This window comes from Vibrio mexicanus (assembly GCF_001012815.1).
Lineage (GTDB): Bacteria > Pseudomonadota > Gammaproteobacteria > Enterobacterales > Vibrionaceae > Vibrio > Vibrio mexicanus.
The window spans coordinates 66,047-85,052 of the sequence record NZ_JYJP01000051.1; the positions used below are offsets into that span (position 1 = coordinate 66,047).

Genomic DNA, 19,006 nt, shown 5'->3' on the forward strand with positions numbered 1-19,006 from the left:
ACTTATTCAGATTCGTTGAATAGCTCGCGCCCAATTAACATCCGACGTATTTCGGAAGTCCCTGCACCAATCTCGTATAACTTGGCGTCGCGTAGCAGGCGGCCAGCAGGATACTCATTGATATACCCGTTGCCTCCAAGTAACTGTATGGCGTCCAACGCGATTTGAGTAGCCAGTTCAGCGGCATAAAGGATCACTCCTGCAGCATCTTTGCGTGTGGTTTCACCTCGGTCGCAGGCTGCAGAAACGGCGTACAAGTAAGCCCTAGCTGCATTGGTTCGGGTATACATGTCCGCAACTTTTGCCTGAACTAATTGAAACTCGCCTATGGAACGCCCAAACTGCTTGCGGTCATGGATGTAGGGGATAACGAGGTCAAGACAAGACTGCATGATGCCTACCGGCCCACCTGCAAGTACAACACGTTCGTAATCCAAACCACTCATTAATACTTGTACGCCTTTATCGACGCCACCGAGTACGTTTTCTTTTGGGACTTTGCAGTTTTGAAAGACAAGTTCACACGTGTTTGAACCACGCATTCCCAGTTTGTCGAGCTTCTGCGCATGGCTAAACCCTTCAAAGTCGCGCTCGATAATAAAGGCGCTTATCCCATGTGCTTCATGCTCAGGACTGGTCTTGGCGTAAACAATCAGTGTGTCTGCATCTGGGCCATTGGTAATCCACATTTTGTTGCCGTTTAGACAAAAATGGTCCCCCTTGTCTGTAGCCAATAGCTGCATGCTGACAACATCGGAACCTGCGTTAGCTTCGCTCATGGCCAAAGCGCCAACGTGCTCGCCACTAATAAGCTTAGGCAGATACTTTTGTTTTTGTTCCTGCGTACCATTTCTGTAGAGTTGATTGACACATAGGTTAGAGTGAGCGCCATAGCTTAATGCTACGGATGCGGAGGCACGGCTAATCTCTTCCATGACGATGGTATGGGCAAGATACCCCATGTTCGCGCCACCAAATTCATCCGATACCGTAACGCCAAGCATGCCCATAGCACCGAGCTCTGGCCACAGTTTGTTTGGGAATTGATTGTTCGCGTCTATCTCTGACGCGAGGGGAGCGATGTGTTCAGCGGCGTATCCCTGAACATGTTGCCTCAGAAGATCTAACGTTTCTCCTAAACCGAAGTTTAGAGGGCGATAATGTTCGGTCATGGAACCTCCCAGATTATCTGCCGTAACCAAATAGAAACCGTTAATAGCGTAAGTCTGTTTGTACAAGCTAACGCATTATAACTAAATTTCTAGTTGTTCAAGCGCTTGTTCACATCGCACTTTGGCGGTAGATAATTCTTTCATAACGACGTTTATGTCATCCAGTTGGCGCTGCAGAACTTGCTGCTTCTCGTCGATGATCGTAAGCATTTTAACTAACTGCGTTTCGCCTTGATGGGTATCGTACAACTCAAATAATTCTCGGATTTCGGCCAATGAAAAACCGAGTCGCTTACCACGCAGAATCAGCTTCAAGCGCACTTTATCTCGTTGCTGATAGATTCGAGTGCTGCCTTTGCGTGTAGGGTGAATGAGATCCATATCTTCATAGAAACGAATGCTTCGAGTGGTTACGTCGAACTCTTTCGCTAAATCACTAATCTTGAATGTTTCCATGCACATAAGGTCCTTTTGATTCTATTCATTAATCGAAACAAGCCAGTGACGATGCTGATGCCGTTTAAGCACTATCAAATTATCACTAACTTGTTTCTTGACGTTTACGTAAATGTTAGTGCTATGCTTACGTAAACGTCAAGTATTCAGTAATGCGTGTTCAAGACAGCGTAACTGGCTCTGTTGAAAGCTCTCCATGAGATGCTCCTAGGTAAACTTCAACACTGGCAGGCGAATATTGAGGAGGGGCAATGGCAGATTCAGTTTGGATAGTTGCGGCAAAAAGGACGCCAAATGGGCGGTTCCAAGGGGCGCTATCGGCTTTCACTGCCCCGAGTTGGGAAGCTTTGCGATCAATGCAGCGCTCAAAGCGAGTGGGCTGTCGCGCATGATGTTCAAGAAGTCTACATGGGCTGTGTGCTGTCGGCTGGGACTGGGCAGGCTCCTGCTCGTCAGGCGGCTTTGAGGGCATGTTTGTCCCAGTCAACGCCTTGTACAACGATCAATAAAGTGTGTGGCTCTGGCATGAAGGCGTTCATGCTGGCGTTTGATGCAATCAAACTTGGCTACGTAGACTGTGCAGTAGCTGGTGGAATGGAAAGTATGTCCAACGCGCCTTATCTGTTACCTAAGGTGCGAAGCGGATTACGCCTTGGTCATCATCATACATTAGACCATATGTTTTGTGACGGGCTTGAAGATGCGTATGAAGGCAGACTTATGGGATGCTATGCGCAAGATATCGCCAATAAGCTAAGTTATTCCCGAGAGGCTATGGATGAGTGGGCAATTCAATCTCTAACCCGAAGCCAGCAAGCCCAAGACTTACAACAATTCTCTGATGAAATTGATGGTGTTAAGTTACAGGGTCACGAAATGGTCATGAATGATGAGCATCCAACGACCATATCTGCAGAAAAAATTCCAAAACTAAAACCTGCCTTTATCGCTGATCCTACGAGTAATGACGGCTCCGTTACCGCTGCTAACTCAAGCGCGATCAGTGACGGAGCTGCGGCTACGATACTGATGAGTGAAGAATCCGCGCGAAACCATGGTATTGAGCCTCTTGCTATTGTTCATAGTCACACGACCCATGCTAGAGCTCCGGAAGAGTTCACGGTCGCTCCCGTTTATGCCATTGAACAATTGTTGTCTCAGCTGAATTGGGCGGCGGAAGATGTGGACCTCTGGGAAATTAACGAAGCATTCGCAGTCGTTGCTCAAATTGCTGTCGACCAACTTAATCTCGATCCAAATCGAGTGAATATTAAAGGTGGCGCGTGTGCGCTAGGACATCCTATCGGTGCTACCGGTGCGCGAATAATCGTTACTCTTACTCATTCGTTAAGGCAGCTGCAACAGCTGCAGAAAACGGAGACTAAAACGTCGCTGAAAGGGATTGCGGCTTTATGTATCGGTGGTGGGGAAGCTACGGCTGTTGCGATAGAAATTCCGGCGATTTAGGCCGAATTGAACTCATTTAACTGATGTGTGAGAAAACAAAATTCTAAGGAGCTGTTATGACTCATACTCGAACAGAATCGTCAGAAGTTTCTAAAGTACCTTTGTTTCTGGGCGGTGACTTCGTCGAATCTAACTCAAAGAAGTGGATTGATGTAACCAATCCCGCCAATAATCAAGTGATCGCACAAGTACCCTGCGCCACCGTTGATGAGATCGAAAGCGCGGTTAAAAGTGCTCAAGCTGCCTTTGGGGAATGGAAAGAAGTTGCCGTGCCGGAACGGGCACGTTTGATGTTGCGCTACCAGCATCTGCTAAAAGAAAATCATGACGACCTTGCGGTTTTATTGTCGAGTGAAACCGGTAAAACCATGGCAGATGCAAAAGGTGATGTGTGGCGTGGTATTGAAGTTGTTGAACAAGCGGCGAATATTGCGAGTAACATGATGGGGCAATTCGTAGAGAATGTCGCCACAGACATCGACAGCTATTCGATCATTCAGCCACTAGGCGTATGTTTAGGCATTACCCCTTTCAATTTTCCAGCCATGATTCCGCTGTGGATGTTCCCCCTTGCCATTGCCAGTGGTAACACCTTCGTACTAAAGCCCTCCGAGCAAGTCCCCTTAACCGCAATGCGCTTGGCATCTTTGTTTGAAGAAGCCGGGGCTCCTAAAGGCGTACTCCAAATTGTTCACGGGCAAGAACCACAAGTTTCGCAGCTATTGGCACACCCATCGATACAAGCGGTGTCTTTTGTGGGCTCGGTACCAGTTGCCAAATCCATTTACCAGCAAGCAACAGACAACTTTAAGCGCGCCCAGTGTTTCGCAGGTGCTAAGAACCATATGGTTGCCATGCCAGATGCAGACAAACAGCAGGTGATAAGTAACTTAGTTGGCGCGTCGATAGGCGCTGCGGGTCAGCGATGCATGGCAATCTCCGTTGCGATCTTTGTCGGTGAGTCAAATGAATGGATTGTAGATTTGGCTGACGAAATGCAAAAGCACTCACCAGGTATTGACGCCGATTCGGCATATGGCCCTTTAATTAGTAAGGCGGCGAAACAACGTGTACTGAGTTTAATCGAACAAGGCAAAGCTCAGGGAGCGACTTGTGTGCTAGATGGTAGCCAATGTGTTGTCGACTCAAGCCCTGAGGGCAACTGGATTGGCCCTACATTATTTCGCGGTGTAACTGTCGACATGTCGATTTATCAACAAGAGATATTTGGCCCAGTTTTAGTCTGTATTGAGGTAGAGACTCTGTCCCAAGCCATTCAGCTAATTAACGACAACCCCTACGGAAACGGTACTTCTATTTTCACCAACAGCGGCGCGGCTGCAAGGCAGTATCAGCATCAAATAAGGGTTGGGCAAGTGGGCGTAAACGTTCCGATTCCTGTACCACTGCCGTTTTTTTCTTTTACAGGTTGGCGTGGAAGTTTTTATGGCGATCTACACGCGTATGGTAAGCAGGCAGTGAAGTTTTATACGGAAACAAAAACCATAACCGCTCGCTGGTTTGAAGACGAAGTGGTGAGCGGGCCGAATCTGACTATTCAACTTAAGTAATACGTGAGACTCGAAGCGAGGGCTAGTCTTGTAAGGAGTGAGTCATGGACTTTGAACTGAGTGAGGAACAACGCGCTTTTGCAGATATGGCGAAACAATTTGCCGATGAGCAGTTGAAGCGAATGCATCGAAGTGGGACGAAGAACAAGTCTTTCCGAAAGAAACGCTGAAGGCCGCGGGTTCGTTAGGTTTTATGTCTCTATATACACCTGAAAACGCAGGTGGATTGGGACTATCAAGGTTGGATTCCTCCATCATTTTTGAGCAGCTAAGTACTGGTTGCACCTCAACAACCGCTTTCATGACCATACACAACATGGTCACGTGGATGATTGCGACATTTGGCAATGAACAAGTTATACGCGAGTTTTGCCCAAAGCTTACAACGGGAGAACACCTGGCTCATATTGTCTAACGGAGCCAAATTCAGGTTCGGATGCGGCCTCTTTAACCACGCGAGCTGAAAAAAAATCAGATGAATACATTCTTTCTGGAACCAAAGCTTTTATCTCTGGAGCAGGTCAAACCGATGTGCTCGTTGTGATGGCAAGAACCAGTGATGAGGGTGCGAAAGGGATCTGCGCATTTGTTGTGCCTGCCCATGCCGATGGTATTAGCTATGGACGCAAGGAGCCCAAAATGGGTTGGAATAGCCAGCCAACTCGAAGTATTACTTTTGATAATGTCCATGTGTCAGAACAAAACATGTTAGGACAAGTAGGCGAAGGTTTTCGTCTTGCAATGAAGGGGTTAGACGGCGGGCGCATCAATATCGCGACTTGTTCAATTGGCACAGCGCAGCAAGCATTGGATGATGCTCTTTGTTACACCACTGAACGCAAGCAGTTCAACCAAACGCTTTTTGATTTCCAATCTGTTCAGTTCAAGTTAGCGGATATGGCCACTGAGCTTACGGCAGCGAGGCAACTTGTTCGATACGCGGCAAGCCAGTTAGACAAACAAGCCCCCGACGCGACCGTGTTGTGTGCAATGGCGAAAAGACTAGCCACAGACGTAGGTTTTACTATTTGCGACCATGCACTTCAGCTACATGGGGCTATGGTTATATCAAAGAGTATCCATTAGAACGATATTTTCGCGACGCCCGTGTCCACCAAATATTGGAAGGAACCAACGAAGTTATGCGCGTGATTATTGCGAGGCATCTTCTCAGGCAACACCAAAGTATCCTCGGGTAGCTTGTTCAAAGCATGTTTCTCGAAGTTGGTTGCAATTAGATAACGCGAACGATTTGTAAAAGGGTCATGACAATGAATGAAGCAATACACGTTGAGATTCAAAGCCACATTGCCGTAATTACAATGAATAACCCTCCCGCCAACACTTGGACGGAAAAAAGTCTTTATGCCTTCAAACAGCATATTCTAGAGCTTGACGCTAACAAAGAAATCTACGCCGTGGTCGTAACGGGTGCAGGAGAAAAGTTTTTTTCTGCGGGCGCTGATCTAAAAGTATTTGATGAAGGGAAACATCAAGCGGCCATTGATATGTCACGAGCTTTTTCAGAAGCCTTTGAGGCGCTGTCAGACTTCAAAGGAGTGACAATTGCCGCGATTAATGGATACGCGATGGGAGGAGGACTTGAAGTGGCCCTTGCATGCGATATCCGCATAGCCGAAGAGCAGGCAGTCATGGCTCTGCCAGAAGCGAAGGTCGGTTTGTTGCCATGTGCAGGAGGGACTCAAAACCTTACAGCTTTAGTTGGCGAAGGATGGGCTAAGTTAATCATTCTTTGTGGCGAACAGGTCTCCAGTGAAAAAGCGTTAAAGATGGGCTTGATCGAAGAGGTCGTCGGTAAGGGCGAAAGCTTGCAAAGTGCACTCGAGTTGGCTGGTAAAGTAGAAAACCAATCTCCTTCCTCTGTTGCCGCATGTAAATCCCTTATCCAAACGATTAGATATTCATCGAGAGCACATGGACTTATTCGAGAGCGAGAACTTTTTATTCAATTGTTTGATACAGAAGATCAAGCAGAAGGGGTAAGCGCATTTTTAGAAAAGCGTAAGCCGCAGTGGAAAAACCAATAGACAGCCTAGGCCTTTTCAAGACATTTAAGGCTCCAGGGGGAACAATGGCAGGGAAGGTTATCTTTGAAGAACCGTCGTGTCACGACAGCGATTATAAGATAGGCATAGCGACACTGAGTAACGTGTCGTCACTAAATGCGCTCACTTATGACATGATCGAGAACCTTTATCAGCAGCTCATTGAGTGGCAGAGCAATCCACAGATAGTTTGTGTTGTGCTCAATGGGGCTGGTGCTAAAGCTTTTTGTGCCGGTGGTGATGTATGTACGATGTATAAAGTGATGAGCGAAAAGAACGACGATGATATTGCTCAGTTTTGCACGGACTACTTTAGTCTTGAATACCGATGTGACCACCTCATTCATAAGTATAAAAAGCCGGTTATTGCTTGGGGGCTGGCTTCGTGATGGGGGAGGTATGGGGCTCTTCATGGGAGCAAGTCATCGTGTAGTCACACCGTCTTCTAAACTGGCGATGCCAGAGGTAAGTATTGGGCTGTACCCTGATGTCGGCGCAACGTGGTTTTTGAATCAAATTGACGATGGCATTGGTCTTTTTCTCGGCCTGACAGGAATGAGTGTCAATGCCTCGGATTCAGTTGATTTGGGGTTAGCCGATTACTTACTTTTAGAAGAGCAGTTCGAGGAACTGACGACGCTACTGCGCACTACACATTGGCCTGATAATGCACACCGACATGAAATAGTTTCAGATACGCTAAGCAACTTACAAATTTTTGCGGCTAAAAGTCGCCCTGCGAATCAATTGATGCCGTTCAAAATGCAGATTGAACTTGCCTGTAGTCATCCAGATCTTTACATGATCGTTCAAAATATCAAGGCGATCAATTGCGAAGAAAAATGGCTCGATAAGGCGATAGCAAACATGGTGAGCGGCAGCCCAATCACTGAATACATCTGTTTTCTTCAAATGCGTCACTACAATAAATTATCGCTTGAAGAGAGCTTTCAACTTGAGTTGAGCATGTCCGTTCGCTGCGCATTATTAGGTGAGTTTAAAGAGGGCGTTCGGGCAAGGTTGATTGATAAAGATGGTATGCCAAATTGGAAATTCGACTCAATAGAGAGTGTGGATAGAGAAACTATCGACACATTAATTACACCGCTTTGGACGGTAGATAACCACCCTTTGAATGGACTTGGCGCAAGCCTGTAGGTTGAGTGATAGTAGGGAGTCAGAACATGAGAACAGTGGCTTTTGTAGGGCTTGGAAACATGGGTTCGCCAATGGCAGTGAACTTGTTAAAGGCGGGTTTTAAAGTACAAGTTTTCGATAGAAATGAGCAGGCCCTTCAGCTCGTAAAAGAACAGGGTGCATCAGTAGCCAAAACACTGACCGATGTCGTGGTGGGAGCTGACTGCATCATCACCATGTTACCTGAAGGCCGACATGTGCGAGATGTGTATCTTGGCGACGGTGAGGGGCATCAAGGGGTAATTGAACTGGTTGCACCAACCACGCTACTCATCGATTGCTCCACCATTGATCCTGCAACCGCTCGACATGTTGCACAGCAGGCCAAAGCGAATCATCTCTATTTTGTGGATTCACCTGTATCTGGCGGAGTTGCAGGGGCACAAGCTGCAACGCTCACCTTTATTGTTGGTGGTGAAGACCATGCGTTCAAACTGGCAAATCCGATTTTAGGTGCAATGGGCAAGAACATCTTTCATGCGGGTGAGATTGGTTGTGGTCAAATGGGTAAAATTTGCAACAACCTTTTACTCGGTGTCTTAATGGCGGGAACCTGTGAAGCACTTAATCTTGGCATTGAAAACGGACTTGACCCAAAAGTGTTATCAAACATTATTATGCAGTCGTCAGGACGTAATTGGGCGCTAGAGCTTTACAATCCGTGTCCTGGAGTGATGGACAATGTCCCGTCAAGTAACGGTTATCAAGGTGGCTTCATGAGTAAACTGATGTTGAAAGATCTCAGCTTAGGGCTAGAAGCTGCAACCCATTCTCAGTCGAGTATCCCGATGGGGTCGTTGGCCAGAAACCTGTACGCATTTCATAATCAAAATGGAAATCAGGAATTGGACTTCTCTAGCCTGTTTGAGTTCTATCGTAACGTCTAAATAACGTCATCGTTTAAATTAAAGTCATGATTCAACGGTAAGTAAGGAGAGGGAATGGACTTAAGTAACAGCGTAATTACGATAACGGGTGCTGGACAAGGATTGGGACAAATGATGGCTGTCACTTTAGCTCATCACGGCGCTGAACTTGCCCTAATTGATATGAATGAAGAGGGGTTACAGAGCACACAAGAGCAATGCAATATGCTGAGTGCTAAAGCGTTAATCTATCGCTGTAACGTGACGGACGAGCAAGATGTGTGTGACACTTTCGATTCAATTGCAGAGGATTTTGGTCAACTCAATGGCTTGGTAAACAACGCAGGTATTTTGCGCGATGGCCTGATGATTAAATCAAGTAGTGACGGTGTCACTAAAATGTCGCTTGAGCAGTTCAATCTCGTTATGAATGTCAATGTTACTGGGACTTTCCTTTGCGGTCGAGAAGCGGCTGCGCGTATGGTAGAAACAGGCAGCAAAGGGGTTATTGTTAATATATCGAGTGTTGCTCGGGCGGGTAACGTAGGCCAAACCAATTATTCTGCGTCTAAAGCGGCAGTGGTTGCGATGTCAAACTGTTGGGCTAAGGAACTCGCTCGTTTTGGTATACGTTCTGCTTCTATTGCCCCGGGAATCATGAAAACTGCGATGACTGATGGTTTAAAACCGGAAGCAATCGATCGACTCAATCAAATGGTACCTGTGGGCAGAATCGGTGATCCCAGTGAAATAGCACATGCGGTTCAGTTTATCTTCGAAAATGATTATTACACAGGTCGAGTTTTGGAAGTCGATGGGGGCATGACGATGTAATTGGATTAAGAGCCAGTTATACAATCAGGCTAAGCACTGTAATTAGTGCTTAGCCAGTTGCTAGCTTTGTAAGACTCTAGTTCTTTGTTGGACCCTTGCGCACAAGGTCTTGACCAGTTTGAAAGACTTCCTCTGTAACCCAACGCCCCAATAACAATTGGTGTTTATCATCCAACACTGCAATAAAACGACGACCGTCCGAGTTGTTAGTTGCTAGGGCAATACCTGCGACATTTTGTAATCCAAGCACGCCGCTTTCTACCGAAACCATGAATGCTTCAAGCTCTTCTAAGCTACTAATAATTTTGTCGTCGTTGATCATCTTGTTTCTCACTCACATTTGTAATTTGAACGCCTGGCAATCAAGCCAGACAATGACGCATACATTAATTGCGTATAGGACCAATTTCCACCTTTAAATTATTAAGATCCATAACTCTTTCATTTATTGATTGTTTTGTAAACAAGGATAAAAAACGTGATGTAGACAATTTGACAAGTTGCATAAGGGTTTCTAGCTTTCAAAAGGACAAGGTTTACTATCATAAGGATGGAATCATATGATTTCGTGTAACAAAACAATCATTACGTCGTTACTGGTTGGGGTAATTGCGGGTTGTGGTAGCGACTCGTCGAGTACTACCGCTACAACTGGCTCTGAAAGCGGTGTATTTGTCGACGCAGCTGTAGCTAATGTTAACTATAGGACAGAGACCGTATCCGGAGTCACAGACTCTGAAGGGAAATATACCTATAACTTAGGCGAAACAGTTACGTTTTCCATAGGCAGCATTGAGTTCCCACCAGTACCAGCATCGGGAGTGGTTACACCTCTGGATTTAGCAGGAACGAATGACACCGAAGATGACCAGGTGATCAACATCATTAGGCTTTTGCAGACGTTAGATACCGACGGAGACCCAAGCAATGGCATTACGATCAGTGATGATGCAAAAGATGCCGCAACCACCGATATCGATTTTGATGTCGATAAGGCTAGCTTTGCAGCAAACCAAACCGTATTGTCGTTGATCAGCCAAGGCGGACAAGACAGCTCTGTCACCGAGCTCGTTAGCGAATCTGCGGCTTTAGCTCACTTTGAGTCTACATTAAGCTCGGTTGGGGTGACATTTGGTAAGTTTGTAGGCACTTGGTTGGTATCTGGAACCAATGAGAATGAACTACTGATGTTTACCTTCTTCGCAGATGGTACTTATGTTCATGCCGAGATTGATACTGACCCTCAGAATGCTGAGAATCCTGATGAAATCAGCGGTATGGAGTGGGGTAAATACAGCGTTAATGACTTAGGAGAGTTCTACAGTGACACGACTTACTTCGATCAAAACGGAGATACTGGCCTAACGGATATCATCCGTACAAGCGATATTAACAGTCGGGATGGTGGAGTGCTGAAATTTACCTTTAATAGCGATGCAACGGTTCTTACTTTCAATATTACTGAGTATGAGTCAGGCTCACAGACCGACACGAGTACGCTTACGTTCAATAAACTGACTGGTACGGGTATTATCGGTACTTGGCTCATCACAGGCGAAAATGAAAACGAACTTCTGATGTTCACTTTCTTGAACGATGGTACATACGTACACGCCGAAGTCGATACTGATCTAAGCACCGCAACAAATCCAAACGAAAACAATGGATTAGAGTGGGGTAACTATAGTCTAAACGCTCAAACAAATGAGTTAACGGTCTCTTTCGACAACCAAAATCTAACGGACTTAAATGGTGATGTAGGTTTATCTGATGCAGTGACCAATGTGATTACACAAATGTTCGCCACGGTAAATGGAGATGTACTGCAACTCAGAGTGCTTGAAGCTTCTTCAGAGCAAAACTTAACCTTCCTAAGACAATAGGAAGAACAACCGGTAGTACAGAAGCAAAAAAGGCTAGCCATAGATTGGCTAGCCTTTTCAATTGAGTTGAAAGTGTTTGGTGCCGTTACTTTTGACCAACCATATCAAGCGCTAATGCTTCAGCAACCTTAATACCGTCGATACCCGCAGATAAGATACCACCAGCATAACCAGCACCTTCCCCCGCAGGGTAGAAGCCTTTTAGGTTGATGCTTTGGTAATCTTTGCCACGCTTGATGCAAACTGGTGAAGAAGTACGAGTCTCCACACCGGTCAATAGACCATCTTCGGTTGCAAAGCCTTTAATCTTGCGGTCAAAAGCAGGAATCGCTTCACGAATCGCTTCGATAGCAAAAGGTGGTAGTGCTTTGGAAAGATCGGTCAGCTTAATGCCTGGCGTAAACGATGGCTCTACGTCACCAAGTTGGCTAGGATCGCGACCTTTAAGGAAGTCACCTATTTTTTGCGCTGGAGCGTCATAGGTTTCGCCACCTAATTTATATGCATTGCTTTCAAGTTCACGCTGGAGACGAATACCTGCCAGTGGGTCCCCAGGGTAGTCCACTTCAGGGGAGATACCCACAACGATAGCACTGTTAGCGTTACGCTCAGCACGTGAATATTGGCTCATACCGTTTGTTACAACACGTCCTTCTTCAGACGTAGCTGCAACCACTGTACCACCAGGGCACATACAGAAGCTGTACACAGTTCGGCCATTCTTACAGTGGTGAACCAGTTTGTAGTCAGCCGCACCTAAAATTGGGTTACCTGCATTAGGTCCAAAGCGAGCTTCATCAATCATGGATTGCTTGTGTTCGATACGGAAACCAACCGAGAAAGGCTTTGCTTCCATATAAACGCCGCGCTCATTAAGCATTTCAAACGTATCACGTGCACTGTGCCCGACAGCGAGTACAACGTGACGGCTTTGAATTGTTTCTCCGTCTGAAAGCGTTAGACCAGTAATCTGACCGTCTTCCATGTGGATATCGTCAACACGTGTACTGAAGCGAATCTCGCCACCAAGTTCGATGATCTTAGCGCGCATTTTTTCGATCATGGTAACCAGTTTGAAGGTACCAATGTGCGGTTTGCTTACGTATTGAATCTCTTCAGGTGCACCTGCTTCTACAAATTCGTTGATTACCTTGCGGCTGTAGTGCTTAGGATCTTTGATTTGGCTGTAGAGCTTACCGTCTGAGAAAGTACCCGCACCACCTTCACCAAACTGTACGTTTGATTCTGGGTTAAGGTTACGCTTACGCCAAAAGCCGAAAGTATCTTTAGTACGTTCACGTACTTCTTTACCACGCTCAACGATAATTGGGTTGAAACCCATTTGAGCCAGAACCAGGCCAGCAAACAGACCACAAGGGCCAAAGCCAATAACAACTGGTCGTTCAGTTAAGTTCGCTGGCGCTTGTGCAACAAACTTGTATTCCATGTCAGGTGTTTCGCGAACGTGCGGGTTATTTGCGAATTTCTCGAGTAACTCAGATTCATTTTCTACTTCAACATCAAGCGTGTAGATCAAAAGGATTTTTGCTTTCTTACGTGCATCGTAACCACGTTTAAACACGTTAAACGAAATCATGCGCTGGGCAGGAATATCGAGCTTGGATAGGATGGCTTCAGCGATCGCGCCTTCTTCATGGTCAAGTGGCAGCTTAATGTCGGTTAAACGAATCATAGAGTGTTCTCAGGTTTTTAGGTGTCTTAGCGAATAGCAGTTAGCTATTGGCTCACAATGGCGCGCATTTTACGTTAAGTGCAAACGTCTGTCATACTTATTCTCTATGTTTCAGTGTTCTATCTTGGGGTAAGGGAGTAAAATCTAATCAGTGATTGGTTCGATGAGGTGGGACTGGATTAGCAGCTTGAATTTTGGTGGTTTATCAGTATTATCGCCGTTCCAGAATTTTGAGCCTTTACGCTAACTACGGGAGAGCGGGTAATTATGGCGTTTGTCGTAACCGATAACTGCATTCAATGTAAATATACTGACTGTGTCGCGGTATGCCCTGCGGATGCGTTTCACGAAGGGCCAAACTTTATGGTAATCAATCCAATCGAGTGCATTGACTGCGGTCTATGTGTCCCAGAATGCGATGCACAGGCTATCTTCCAAGAAGATGAGCTTCCTGACGATCAAGTCGTGTATGTGGAGCTTAATGCGGAGCTGTCCGAGCACTGGCCAGTACTGACCGAAGTTAAACCTGCGATGGATGAAGCCGAAAAGTGGAACGGTGTAGAGAACAAACTCCACATGCTTGAAAAATAGGTTGTTGAAGTTAAATTTAGAAGCTAAAGTTTCGGTTATAGAACATAAAAAAGGCGATGAGATATTTAATCTCATCGCTTTTTAGTCTTTATGTCTTGATCACTGGTGTTGACGACGCAGGTTATCGAGAATGATCCCAGTCGCCATTGCAACATTTAGAGACTCCGCGCCACCAAAAGCGGGGATGGTTATTTTGTTGGTGACAAACTTTTCAGATTCCTCACGTACGCCGTGTGATTCGCTACCCATCAACAAAATTCCCTCTGGGGAAAATTCCGTTTTATGCACACTTTCACCGTTTAAAAATGCGCCATAAACAGGCAGGTTACACGTCGCTAGGTATTCAGGTAGATCCAATTGTGTTACTTGAACACGACCAAAACTGCCCATAGTGGCACTGATAGTCTTCGGGTTGTATGGATCTGCACAGTCATGACTGGCGATGATATGCTTAATACCGTACCAATCAGCAAGGCGGATAATCGTACCAAGGTTACCGGGGTCAGAGACTCCATCAAGAGCAACCATTAAGCCTTCCGCTTTGGGCGCTTGAGTCGATGGAATCTCAACAACCGCTATTGCTGCATTGTTGCTTACCAGTGTGCTCACTTTGGTGAGATCATCGAGTGAGGCTTCAGCACAGTCGTATTGTGATAACTCTAGAGCATGTTCCGCTAGGAAATCAGTCGTGGCATAAACGTGTTTAACTTGCAGTTGGCTCTGTGCCAACTCAAGAACGTTTTTCTCACCTTGAACCAAAAATAGCCCATGGGCTTTACGTTGTTTCTTTTGACCGAGCGAACGTACGAGCTTAAGCTGATTCTTGGTTATAACCTTATATTGACTCATCAGGGAACTACCACATTAGATCGTCTGGTACGACGAAATCAGCGTATGGGTCGTCTTCATCCAACGTTTCTTCACTTGCAGTATTGTTTTGGATAATGGCATCTTGGTCTCGCTCTGCAATCTTGTTTGCAACAGAGCTTGGGATAAGGGCATAGCTGTCCTCGTATCGAGCAATCGACAAAATACCTTTGCTTAGCTGAGTTTGCGCAAGATCATCCACATAGAGTGCTTTTACCAGCGTACCATCAGTGAAGTTGTACTTGATTTCACCTTCGTGGTCGGTGAGGCGGTTCATTTCGATAAGCTGCTTTACTTGAGCTTTGATTGCCTTTGCAAGCTGCTCTTCGTCGCGCTTTTTGTTGAGCTCTTTATCACGCTCTTTTTGTGCCGCAAGATTTTGCTCTGCTGCTGCTTTGGCTTCACGAGCTTGTACTCGTGACTTTTTAGAACCTTTCTTTGCTTTCTTTAACTTCTTTTCATTTACAAGACCTGCTTTTAGCATTTGCTCTTGTAGGCTTAGCTTGGACATCCGCTCACCATTGATTACACGATTTCAATGTGCGCTATCATCCCAAAAAACGATCGCAAAATCACGTGAATCCAGAATGATTTCTAATCATTTAGCTACATTCCTTGATAGTTGGGTCCGCTTCCGCCTTCTGGAGCCACCCAGTCGATGTTTTGACTCGGATCTTTGATGTCACAAGATTTACAGTGCAAACAATTGGCAGCGTTAATTTGTAGCCGCTTGCTTCCTGCTTCTTCAACGATTTCATAAACTCCTGCTGGGCAGTAACGTTGAGCGGGTTCCAGGTAGAGCTCAACGTGGGTGGTTATCGGAATCGTTTTGTCCTTTACCTTTAGATGGCAAGGCTGATTCTCATCGTGCTGTATGTTGGATAGATAAACTGACGATGTTTTATCAAAACTGATTTGACCATCAGGCTTTGGATATTCAATCGGATGATAATGAGCAATCGGACGCAAAGAAGCATGATCCGATTCTCTATCTTTGACTTTCCATGGTAAAGGAGAGGTCGTAATGTTTTGCCAGACGTTGTAATCAAACGTATTGACTAAGCCACCTAATAACGTCCCAAACTGGTGGATAGACGACCCAAAGTTCTGAGCTTGTTCAAGCTCTTCATACAACCAATCATGCTTGAAATGGGACTCGTAATCGGGTTCTGACTTTGGTGTTTCTGATACTAACTCTTCAAAAATGGCTTTGGCCGCCAACATGCCTGAACGCATTGCGGTATGCGTCCCTTTAATTTTTGCACCGTTTAACGTGCCCGCGTCGCAGCCGATTAGAAGCCCGCCGGCGAAGCTCTGTTTTGGCAAAGAAAGCAGTCCGCCTTTCGCTATTGCCCGAGCTCCATAACTCAATCGCTCGCCATTGGTGAGTAAGTTAGACACAGAAGGGTGATGTTTAAACTGCTGGAACTCATCAAAAGGACTTAGATAAGGGTTTCGGTAATTTAAATCGACAATGAGTCCGACGGCGATTTGATGACCGTCTAAGTGGTAGATGAAACCACCGCCGCTCGCATCATGCTAGATAAAGGCCAGCCGACAGAATGGACGACCTTACCTGGGTAGTAGTTGGGATTGCCTGGGTCTATTTTCCAGATCTCCTTGAAGCCAAGGCCGTAATGCTGGGGCTGTTTGCCATTGTCTAAATCAAAGTTCTTGATTACTGCTTTACCAAGGTGACCGCGAGCACCTTCAGATAGAACGGTGTATTGGCCTTTCAACCAGATGCCCGGCATGAAGTTCGGTTTCTCATTTCCGTCTTTGTCGCGCCCCATATCGCTAGTAATGATTCCTGTGACTTTGCCTTTATCGTCGTATGCGATCTGAGATGCACTGAATCCGGGAAATATTTGAACACCAAGATCTTCGGCTTGTTTTGCAAGCCACTTTGCCAGTTCACTAACACTGATAATGTACTGTTCATAAAGGTGGTTACGCAGCGGTTTTGGTGTAAGGATTCGAGGAATGTTGATGTGGTTTTGGTCTGTCGTGAGATATCGTAATTGGTCTTCGGTAACCGCTTGTTTTAAAGGTGCATTGGAATTGGGCCAATCGGGAAACAGTTCATCCAATGCAGAGGTTTCAAATACCGCACCAGAAACAATATGCGCTCCGACTTGAGCCGCTTTTTCGACGACACAAATACTGACTTCGCTGTTTGCTTTAGTGGCGAGTTGAGCAAGGTGACAAGCGCAGCTTAAACCTGCCGGGCCAGCGCCCACGATGATGACATCAAACTCCATACATTCTCTATCTGCTAGGGTGTCTTTTTGTGGTTGATTGTCATCTTTCGCGTTCATATTACTTACCCACCTTTATTCGAAGTGCTGTTTAGAATACTGAACTGTCTATGTCGATTAGCTCCAAAGAGAAAGCTTTATGCACCCAATAGATCTAAGTTTTGTACTACAAAAATAACTATAGTGCAGTTGACGTAAACGTAAACTTTACTAAGCTGAAAATTGTAAAGAAACAAAACAAATCATGTTGCGAAATGTCACTTAATGGCTAGTTAAGCGCTATGTAATTTAGCGTAATAAAGTTAGGGAGAGGCAAGTAATGAAAGTACTGGTTGGTATCAAAAGAGTTGTCGACCCATACGTGAAAGTAAGGGTAAAGGCCGACAAGAGCGGAGTCGAAAAGGACAACGTAAAAATGTCCATGAATCCGTTTTGTGAAATTGCAGTTGAAGAAGCCGTTCGATTAAAAGAAGCAGGCACTGCAGATGAGATCATTGTTGTTTCGGTTGGAGCGAAAGAGTGTCAGGAACAGCTTAGAGGCGCATTAGCGTTAGGGGCGGACAGAGCAATTCATGTTGATTCTGCTGATGACATTGAACCTTTAAACGTCGCCAAATTGTTCAAAGCACTGATGACCCAAGAGGAAGCGCACCTAGTGATTCTTGGTAAACAATCGGTCGATACCGACAACAACCAAGTTGCCCAAATGCTGTCGGCTTTAATTGGTTGTTCACAGGGAACATTCATTTCCCAATTAAACGTGAACGAGCAGGGTGTCGAAGTGACGCGCGAGGTGGATGGTGGGTTAGAAACCCTTCAGCTGTCGCTACCTGCGGTCATTAGTACAGATTTACGCCTCAATGAACCGAGGTATGCTTCACTTCCGAATATCATGAAAGCGCGGCAAAAGCCTTTAAATGAAATTGCCCCTGAAGAGTTAGGTGTTGAGATTAAGCAACACCAAGAGGTACTTGAAGTGTTCGCTCCAAAACCAAGAAGTGCGGGCGTCAAGCTAGATAGTGTTGATGAGCTAATAGCAAAATTGTCATTGGCAGAGTAATAGCCGTAAACACGCTGATTGATTAGGAGAGAACAATGAGTGATTCGAACGTAAAGGTACTAATCATTGCAGAACACGATGGGTCAGTACTGGCTGCGGAAACGTTAAAAGCGGTAACGGCCGCTCAGCAACTCAGACAATTTGCGGATTCCATAACGACAGATGTTCTCGTATTTGGAAAAGGCTGCGCAACCGTAGTTGAATCGGCTAGCTGTATAGATGGTGTGAGCCAAGTGCTTGTTGTCGATTCCGATATTCGAGTAGCAGAAGCGATGACAAGTTTAGTGTCTGACATCGCCAAGCAATACACGCATTTGATGGCGGCAGCGACGACTTTTGGTAAAAATCTGATGCCTAGAATTGCTGCCAAATTAGATGTTGGGCAATTGTCGGATGTCTCGCAGATCTTTGGCGTAGACACGGTTGTAAGGCCAATCTATGCAGGGAACGCTTTGGCGAAAGTACGTTCGCTCGACCCGTTGAAAGTGCTCACTGTAAGGGCGTCATCTTTTGAGAAAGCGGCTATGGGAGAGACGGCGACAGCACAATAACGAATATAGATGAGGTTTCGGTTGAATCTCCGACTCAATTTGTATCGATTACGAAAACCCAATCAGAGCGCCCAGAGTTGAGTTCTGCCAATGTGGTGGTGTCCGGAGGGCGTGGTTTAGGCAGCAAAGAAAACTTCGAGTTAGTTGAACAATTAGCTGATGCGCTCGGCGGCGCAGTTGGGGCGTCTAGAGCTGCTGTCGACGCTGGCTTTGTGCCTAATGACATGCAAGTGGGTCAAACGGGTAAGATCGTTTCACCAGAGCTGTATTTCGCTGTGGGTATATCCGGTGCGATTCAACATATTGCGGGTATAAAAGATTCCAAGGTTATTGTCGCGATTAACAGCGATCCAGAAGCCCCGATTTTTGACGTAGCGGATTACGGGTTAGTCGGAGATTTGTTCGAAATTTTACCGGAACTAATGTCCAAAGTTTCTAAGGTGTAGGTGCTATAAGGTAACGTTTAGGAACACA

13 protein-coding genes and 5 pseudogenes are annotated in these 19,006 nt (G+C 45.8%); 11 read left to right on the top strand and 7 right to left on the bottom strand.

The window, feature by feature from the left end; genetic code table 11:
* Positions 1-2 precede the first annotated feature (2 nt).
* Both UA76_RS07655 and UA76_RS07660 read right to left on the bottom strand, forming a co-directional pair.
* Positions 3-1,172: an isovaleryl-CoA dehydrogenase gene (locus UA76_RS07655; RefSeq protein ID WP_047044597.1), complete on the bottom strand. Its 1,170-nt coding sequence runs from the start codon at positions 1,170-1,172 to the stop codon at positions 3-5.
* 81 nt (positions 1,173-1,253) lie between these two features.
* On the bottom strand, positions 1,254-1,628 hold the full coding sequence (locus UA76_RS07660; protein WP_047044601.1) for a MerR family transcriptional regulator: 375 nt from the start codon (positions 1,626-1,628) through the stop codon (positions 1,254-1,256).
* Between the two features lie 251 nt (positions 1,629-1,879).
* On the opposite strand from UA76_RS07660, the pseudogene UA76_RS07665 reads away from it, so the two are divergent.
* The 7 genes and pseudogenes from UA76_RS07665 (at position 1,880) to UA76_RS07695 (ending at position 9,629) form a co-directional block, all read left to right on the top strand.
* A pseudogene (locus UA76_RS07665) lies at positions 1,880-3,095 on the top strand (thiolase family protein).
* A gap of 56 nt (positions 3,096-3,151) precedes the next feature.
* Positions 3,152-4,666 carry a CoA-acylating methylmalonate-semialdehyde dehydrogenase gene (locus UA76_RS07670; RefSeq protein ID WP_047044605.1) on the top strand — a complete coding sequence of 505 codons (1,515 nt, stop codon included), beginning with the start codon at positions 3,152-3,154 and terminating at the stop codon, positions 4,664-4,666.
* A gap of 44 nt (positions 4,667-4,710) precedes the next feature.
* A pseudogene (locus UA76_RS07675) lies at positions 4,711-5,865 on the top strand (acyl-CoA dehydrogenase family protein).
* Positions 5,866-5,931: 66 nt separating this feature from the next.
* Positions 5,932-6,714: an enoyl-CoA hydratase gene (locus tag UA76_RS07680; protein WP_157617599.1), complete on the top strand. Its 783-nt coding sequence runs from the start codon at positions 5,932-5,934 to the stop codon at positions 6,712-6,714.
* A 44-nt stretch (positions 6,715-6,758) separates the two neighbouring features.
* Positions 6,759-7,890, top strand: a pseudogene (locus tag UA76_RS07685) (enoyl-CoA hydratase/isomerase family protein).
* Between the two features lie 26 nt (positions 7,891-7,916).
* Positions 7,917-8,816 (top strand): 3-hydroxyisobutyrate dehydrogenase, encoded by a 900-nt coding sequence (gene mmsB, locus UA76_RS07690; protein ID WP_047044610.1) that lies wholly within the window; start codon positions 7,917-7,919, stop codon positions 8,814-8,816.
* Positions 8,817-8,870: 54 nt separating this feature from the next.
* A complete protein-coding gene (locus tag UA76_RS07695; protein ID WP_047044613.1) occupies positions 8,871-9,629 on the top strand; it encodes an SDR family oxidoreductase in 759 nt (252 codons plus the stop codon).
* 76 nt (positions 9,630-9,705) lie between these two features.
* On the opposite strand, the gene UA76_RS07700 is transcribed toward UA76_RS07695, so the two are convergent.
* On the bottom strand, positions 9,706-9,951 hold the full coding sequence (locus UA76_RS07700) for a hypothetical protein (protein WP_047044615.1): 246 nt from the start codon (positions 9,949-9,951) through the stop codon (positions 9,706-9,708).
* Positions 9,952-10,189: 238 nt separating this feature from the next.
* Between UA76_RS07700 and UA76_RS22420 the strand changes: the two genes are divergently transcribed.
* Positions 10,190-11,512, top strand: coding sequence for a hypothetical protein (locus UA76_RS22420; RefSeq protein ID WP_052771986.1), 1,323 nt, complete (start codon positions 10,190-10,192; stop codon positions 11,510-11,512).
* Between the two features lie 85 nt (positions 11,513-11,597).
* On the opposite strand, the gene UA76_RS07710 is transcribed toward UA76_RS22420, so the two are convergent.
* Positions 11,598-13,205 carry an NAD(P)/FAD-dependent oxidoreductase gene (locus UA76_RS07710; RefSeq protein WP_047044617.1) on the bottom strand — a complete coding sequence of 536 codons (1,608 nt, stop codon included), beginning with the start codon at positions 13,203-13,205 and terminating at the stop codon, positions 11,598-11,600.
* A 267-nt stretch (positions 13,206-13,472) separates the two neighbouring features.
* On the opposite strand from UA76_RS07710, the gene fdxA reads away from it, so the two are divergent.
* Positions 13,473-13,796, top strand: a complete 324-nt coding sequence (gene fdxA / locus UA76_RS07715; protein ID WP_047044620.1) for a ferredoxin FdxA — start codon at positions 13,473-13,475, stop codon at positions 13,794-13,796.
* 99 nt (positions 13,797-13,895) lie between these two features.
* Here fdxA and UA76_RS07720 read toward each other — a convergent pair whose 3' ends face one another.
* From UA76_RS07720 to UA76_RS07730, 3 genes and pseudogenes are all read right to left on the bottom strand, one after another.
* Positions 13,896-14,645 (bottom strand): RNA methyltransferase, encoded by a 750-nt coding sequence (locus UA76_RS07720; protein WP_047044623.1) that lies wholly within the window; start codon positions 14,643-14,645, stop codon positions 13,896-13,898.
* Positions 14,646-14,652: 7 nt separating this feature from the next.
* A complete protein-coding gene (locus tag UA76_RS07725) occupies positions 14,653-15,174 on the bottom strand; it encodes a DUF2058 domain-containing protein (RefSeq protein WP_047044626.1) in 522 nt (173 codons plus the stop codon).
* A 95-nt stretch (positions 15,175-15,269) separates the two neighbouring features.
* Positions 15,270-16,924: pseudogene (locus tag UA76_RS07730) on the bottom strand (electron transfer flavoprotein-ubiquinone oxidoreductase).
* A 316-nt stretch (positions 16,925-17,240) separates the two neighbouring features.
* Between UA76_RS07730 and UA76_RS07735 the strand changes: the two are divergent.
* Together UA76_RS07735 and UA76_RS07740 are read left to right on the top strand one after the other, a co-directional pair.
* On the top strand, positions 17,241-17,981 hold the full coding sequence (locus UA76_RS07735) for an electron transfer flavoprotein subunit beta/FixA family protein (RefSeq protein ID WP_047044629.1): 741 nt from the start codon (positions 17,241-17,243) through the stop codon (positions 17,979-17,981).
* Positions 17,982-18,016: 35 nt separating this feature from the next.
* Positions 18,017-18,978 (top strand): annotated as a pseudogene (locus tag UA76_RS07740) (electron transfer flavoprotein subunit alpha/FixB family protein).
* The last annotated feature ends 28 nt before the right edge of the window (positions 18,979-19,006 follow it).

What these genes read in the sequence shown, in the direction of transcription:
- UA76_RS07655 (WP_047044597.1), bottom strand. Translation starts at nt 1,172, where the DNA reads ATGACCGAACATTATCGCCCTCTAAACTTCGGTTTAGGAGAAACGTTA.
- UA76_RS07660 (WP_047044601.1), bottom strand. Translation starts at nt 1,628, where the DNA reads ATGGAAACATTCAAGATTAGTGATTTAGCGAAAGAGTTCGACGTAACC.
- UA76_RS07670 (WP_047044605.1), top strand. Translation starts at nt 3,152, where the DNA reads ATGACTCATACTCGAACAGAATCGTCAGAAGTTTCTAAAGTACCTTTG.
- UA76_RS07680 (WP_157617599.1), top strand. Translation starts at nt 5,932, where the DNA reads ATGACAATGAATGAAGCAATACACGTTGAGATTCAAAGCCACATTGCC.
- mmsB (WP_047044610.1), top strand. Translation starts at nt 7,917, where the DNA reads ATGAGAACAGTGGCTTTTGTAGGGCTTGGAAACATGGGTTCGCCAATG.
- UA76_RS07695 (WP_047044613.1), top strand. Translation starts at nt 8,871, where the DNA reads ATGGACTTAAGTAACAGCGTAATTACGATAACGGGTGCTGGACAAGGA.
- UA76_RS07700 (WP_047044615.1), bottom strand. Translation starts at nt 9,951, where the DNA reads ATGATCAACGACGACAAAATTATTAGTAGCTTAGAAGAGCTTGAAGCA.
- UA76_RS22420 (WP_052771986.1), top strand. Translation starts at nt 10,190, where the DNA reads ATGATTTCGTGTAACAAAACAATCATTACGTCGTTACTGGTTGGGGTA.
- UA76_RS07710 (WP_047044617.1), bottom strand. Translation starts at nt 13,205, where the DNA reads ATGATTCGTTTAACCGACATTAAGCTGCCACTTGACCATGAAGAAGGC.
- fdxA (WP_047044620.1), top strand. Translation starts at nt 13,473, where the DNA reads ATGGCGTTTGTCGTAACCGATAACTGCATTCAATGTAAATATACTGAC.
- UA76_RS07720 (WP_047044623.1), bottom strand. Translation starts at nt 14,645, where the DNA reads ATGAGTCAATATAAGGTTATAACCAAGAATCAGCTTAAGCTCGTACGT.
- UA76_RS07725 (WP_047044626.1), bottom strand. Translation starts at nt 15,174, where the DNA reads ATGTCCAAGCTAAGCCTACAAGAGCAAATGCTAAAAGCAGGTCTTGTA.
- UA76_RS07735 (WP_047044629.1), top strand. Translation starts at nt 17,241, where the DNA reads ATGAAAGTACTGGTTGGTATCAAAAGAGTTGTCGACCCATACGTGAAA.